Source organism: Pseudoalteromonas sp. NZS71 (assembly GCF_015864715.1).
Taxonomy (GTDB): Bacteria; Pseudomonadota; Gammaproteobacteria; order Enterobacterales; family Alteromonadaceae; genus Pseudoalteromonas; species Pseudoalteromonas arctica.
Genome location: NZ_JADYWS010000058.1, coordinates 1 through 4,627 on the forward strand (window position 1 = coordinate 1; position 4,627 = coordinate 4,627).

Here is a 4,627-nt window from a genome sequence, read left to right on the forward strand (position 1 = left end):
CCAAAAGTAGGACCGTTCGAATTTCAAAAACTCGGTACACCATTAAGTCAAAGCATGCTTAACTGAATGGTGTTAGCTAATAGCGGCTTTATTTTTGTGGCTTAGTTTTAGCTGCTTAGTTTTTATAAAAATTATTGAATTTTTTGTATGTGTTAAGGTCTATCAGCATGCAAATATACCTATACAGTGGAATAACCATGCAAAACATGCCATCAATTAAACGTTGTACTCGAGAAGAGTTAGCGCCAGAGCAAGATTTGGGGCGTTTAGTCTCTTTTTTACGTTCGAGATTAGCCATTCATGTTGATGCCAAGTTACTTCCTATGGACTTAACTTCAGCGCAATATATTGTGGTTGTACTACTTGCGAGAGAGTCGGTTAATACGCTTGCAGGACTTTGCGAGTATATGGTTTATGATCGTGGCGCTATGAGCCGCTTACTAAACCGACTTGAAGAAAAAGGACTCATTATTAAAACGCAATGTGAGCTTGATAAGCGCTCAACTATTTTGTGTTTAAGTGAAAAAGGTAAAGCTCTTTGTCCAGAAATAATGCCTGTAGTAAACGAAGTCTATGCTCAAGCATTAAATGGTTTTTCAGAGCCAGAAAAAAATCAAATAATAGACTTATTATTTAAAGCTATAAATAATCTAGATACATTACCCGAAATTCCCCCCACAAATAGATTATCAATAAAATAGCGATACTGTTTCAACAGAAAGTTAGCGTGCTAATTAGTTGATCTGATTGTGCGTAGAATCTAACTTTGATAATATAGTTGCCTAGGCAATTAAAGTTATCATCTTGTTAGGTTTGTTATGATTGAAAATAATTTGTTAGTACAATTACAGCAGCAATATCCAGAACATACTTTTATGCAACATCACTTAAGTGTTGTCCATAAGGGACGTTTTGCTAACGCGATTGTGTATCGATATAAAGATAATGAATTTGATTTAATTGTTAAAGATTTTAGCCAAAGCCCGTTATTTATCCGCAAAACATTTGCGCGACTATCGGTAAATCAAGAGTATAAAGGGTTGAGCCGTTTAGCAGAGCTTGATGCAGTTGCTAACCGCTTTTGTAGATTGTCGCCGATAGCGGTTGCTTATAACTATATTGAAGGCACGCCACTGCGCGCTTTAATTCATGAAGATAAAACGCTACCAGTAAGCTTTTTTAGCGAGCTTGAGCGTCAAGTAGCAAAAATGCATCGTAAAGGCATCGTGCATTTAGACTTGCGTAATATGGGTAACATTTTATGTGGCGCAGACGGTAAACCTTATTTTATTGATTTTCAGTCCACTATTAGCTTTTCACGTTTTCCGCGCTGGTTGCAACGCTTTATGCGAGGGTCTGACATGTCAGGTGTATATAAAGCATGGAATAAATTGGGTGAGCAACCTCTACCACAAAAAAAGCAAGACTATTTAGAGCGCTTTAATCACGTGCGTAAACGCTGGATTTTTAAAGGTTACCCAATACAGCGTGGTTATGCGTGGGGCGCTGCACTTATTACTCAATTTGTAGATTCAGACTTAGTACGAAATATTACTGATAGACTTTAATTTAAAGCACAAACCGTAATTTAAAAACACCTAATTCATTGTGTGATTTTGCCCATATTAGCCTAGCTAATATGGGGTTTTTTTTATTATAAGTAATCCCTTTGGTTTGCTTACTTGTTGTTTAATCCCTCAAAAACAATTCCTTTTACTGTTTTTTTAATTTTTTAAAATAAATATTAGTACTGCATTTAGTTTGCCCATACAATGCGCAAAAATAGCTTGCGCATGCTTAATAAGTTCACGTTTTTTCTGCAATTTTTTATTGTTCAAGTAGACTATAAATAATGTGCGCTTTTAAATTTTAAGGTTTTAAGATGATTGAGTATCCGGTAGACCAACTTCCACAGCTCATAAATGATTTATTGCAATGCGATACAACAGAACGCAAAAATAAATTATTAGCAGATGCGCAGTTAACGCTTTCAACAGAGCACCTGTCATTACTTTTTGAGGCGATACCAAAAGAACAACGACTTGAAATTTGGCAGTTGCTTGACGAAGACACGCAACACGAAATTTTTGTTAATTTAAGTGAAGATAGTTGCTTGTGGTTGCTGCAAACACTAGAAGACACTGAGGCTTTTAAACTTCTTGATGAAGTTAATGTAGAAGAGCTACTGGAACTTGAAGAAGTTATACCAGAGCGATTTGTTGAGTATGCAAAAAAGCAACTCGATGAAGCGCAAACCAAACAATATGATTTAGCGCAGCAATACCCGCCAGAACAACTTGGTCACTGGTTAGGTTTTGACTTTTTAAAAGTATCGGAGAAGCTAACAGCCGGTGGTGCTAAAAAATTGCTACATAAAGGTTTACCGCAATACAGTGAAGTTATTTATTTAGTAAGCCGCAAGGGTAGTTTAATAGGTGAGGTTGCGGTAAATGATTTAATAAAAGCCAGCGACACCGATAACTTAATGACATTGGCAAATCATGACTTTTCATCGCTCCATGCTGATGATGATTTATATGAAGCGGCAGAGGTGGTGATTCACAGTGAAAAAATGGCACTGCCAGTGGTTAATGCTGATAACAAATTACTTGGGCGATTAACCATTGCCTCAGCGTATGAATTACGCCAAGAAATTGCTGATGAAGCTGCCGCTAAAGCCGGTGGTTTACGTGAAGACGAAGACCTGTTCGCAAGTGTGCGAAAAAGTGCTAAAAACCGTGGTATATGGTTAGGTATTAACTTAGCTACTGCCTTTTTAGCGTCCTGGTTCATCGGTTTATTTGGCGCAACTATAGAACAGGTTGTAGCACTCGCTGTATTAATGCCAGTGGTTGCTTCTATGGGCGGGATTGCAGGTAGTCAAACATTAACCGTTATTGTGCGTGGTTTAGCGCTCGGACAGGTTACAGATTCAAACCGCAATGCGTTACTTAAAAAAGAGCTACGTGTTGGCGCTGTAAATGGCTTGGTATGGGCGTTTGTAATAGGTCTGCTTACCTTCTTATGGTTTAACGATTTAATGCTCAGTATTACGATTACGGTAGCCATATTATTGAATTTAGTCGCTGCGTCACTAGCGGGTGTTGTTATTCCGTCTATTTTAGACAAAATGAAAATTGATCCGGCGTTATCTGGCTCGGTAATTTTAACTACCGTTACCGATATTGTTGGGTTTGTTACCTTTTTAGGTTTAGGCAGTTTATTGCTTTTATAAGCCTTATACCAATGCGCTTAATTAAGTGATCTATCTTGAGGGAAGAAAATCGTGTCGATAACAAGGCAAAAATTTCGTTATTTAGTTGTTCTCGGCAATTGCTCCTGCATTGCTCTACCTCCTGCATCCATGCAGTTGTATATCAGAAATTTTTAACGTAATTAGCGTCAGATTTAACCTCTCAAGTTGATTAAGTATTATTGCGGATGGTATTACTTACAGGAAAATACAATGACCTTTGAAGTCATGATTTGGTGTGCAATTGCTTTGTGTATTTCACAATCGGCAATATTTTCGGGCTTAAACTTAGCGTTTTTTTCACTAAGTAGGCTTCAGCTCGAAATGGAAAGTGCAAAAGGGAACGAGGCGGCCATAAAAGTGATGGCCCTTCGAAACGACTCTAACTTTTTATTATCGACTATTTTGTGGGGCAACGTAGGTATTAACGTACTACTTACACTACTTTCTGATTCGGTATTAATGGGCGCAAGTTCGTTTTTATTCTCAACTATCGCAATTACTATTGTTGGTGAAATAACACCGCAGGCTTATTTTTCGCGTAATGCGCTAAAAATGGCGAGCCTACTTTCGCCGTTAATTAAGTTTTATCAGATTCTGTTTTATATAGTTGCTAAGCCAACGGCTTTAATTCTCGATGCATGGTTAGGTAAAGAGGGGATTACGTACTTTGCTGAAAGTGAGCTCAGAGGTATTATTCGCAAACACATAGAAGCAGAAGAGGCTGATGTTCAGCACGTTGAGGGAATAGGCGCGCTTAACTTTTTTAGCTTAGATGAAATAAGCGTAACCAAAGAGGGTGAAGTAATTGATCCAGACTCTATTATTGCTTTGCCTACTAAGCTTGATTTGCCTATTTTCCCAGACCTTACATTAACGACTGATAATGAGTTTTTACGAAAACTACATAAGTCAGGTTATAACTGGGTGATCATTACCAATGAAGACGGTTGGCCTTTATTAGTGGTAGATGCTGACGGCTTTTTACGTTCAGCCTTGTTTGAACCAGATACGTTCGACCCTTATCATTATTGTCACAGACCTATTATTGTTGCTGATGAAGCGATGCGCCTGAGTGAAGTTATTTTAAAAATACGGGCTAGTCATTCTTTAGATAAATCGTTTGATGGGGCCATTGATCACGATGTGGTGTTAGTGTGGAGTGATGTGAAGCGCATTATTACCGGTGCTGATATATTTGGTCGGTTACTCAAAGGTATGAGTGCACCAAAACTCGAACTGCATGAAAATACAGAAAATAAAAAGCCGCTATAAAGCTGTCTCTTGATCACAAGTTTGACTCAAGAGATTTTGCTAAATCGTAGCCTTCCAGGATGGCTTGTAACTTAAGCCATCCTTGCCATAACACTTTCA

The 4,627-nt window shown here is 38.1% G+C and carries 4 protein-coding genes; all 4 read left to right on the forward strand.

Going from position 1 to position 4,627, the window contains the following annotated elements; all coding sequences use genetic code 11:
* Nucleotides 1-167 precede the first annotated feature (167 nt).
* The 4 genes from I6E85_RS20565 to I6E85_RS20580 all read left to right on the forward strand — a co-directional run bounded on the left by I6E85_RS20565 (nucleotide 168) and on the right by I6E85_RS20580 (nucleotide 4,528).
* A complete protein-coding gene (locus I6E85_RS20565) occupies nucleotides 168-701 on the forward strand; it encodes a MarR family winged helix-turn-helix transcriptional regulator (RefSeq protein ID WP_231611873.1) in 534 nt (177 codons plus the stop codon).
* A gap of 117 nt (nucleotides 702-818) precedes the next feature.
* Complete coding sequence (locus I6E85_RS20570; RefSeq protein WP_007584826.1) at nucleotides 819-1,568, forward strand: hypothetical protein; 750 nt, start codon at nucleotides 819-821, stop codon at nucleotides 1,566-1,568.
* Nucleotides 1,569-1,882: 314 nt separating this feature from the next.
* Nucleotides 1,883-3,235 (forward strand): magnesium transporter, encoded by a 1,353-nt coding sequence (locus I6E85_RS20575; RefSeq protein ID WP_007584828.1) that lies wholly within the window; start codon nucleotides 1,883-1,885, stop codon nucleotides 3,233-3,235.
* 231 nt (nucleotides 3,236-3,466) lie between these two features.
* Nucleotides 3,467-4,528, forward strand: a complete 1,062-nt coding sequence (locus tag I6E85_RS20580) for a CNNM domain-containing protein (protein WP_197237305.1) — start codon at nucleotides 3,467-3,469, stop codon at nucleotides 4,526-4,528.
* The last annotated feature ends 99 nt before the right edge of the window (nucleotides 4,529-4,627 follow it).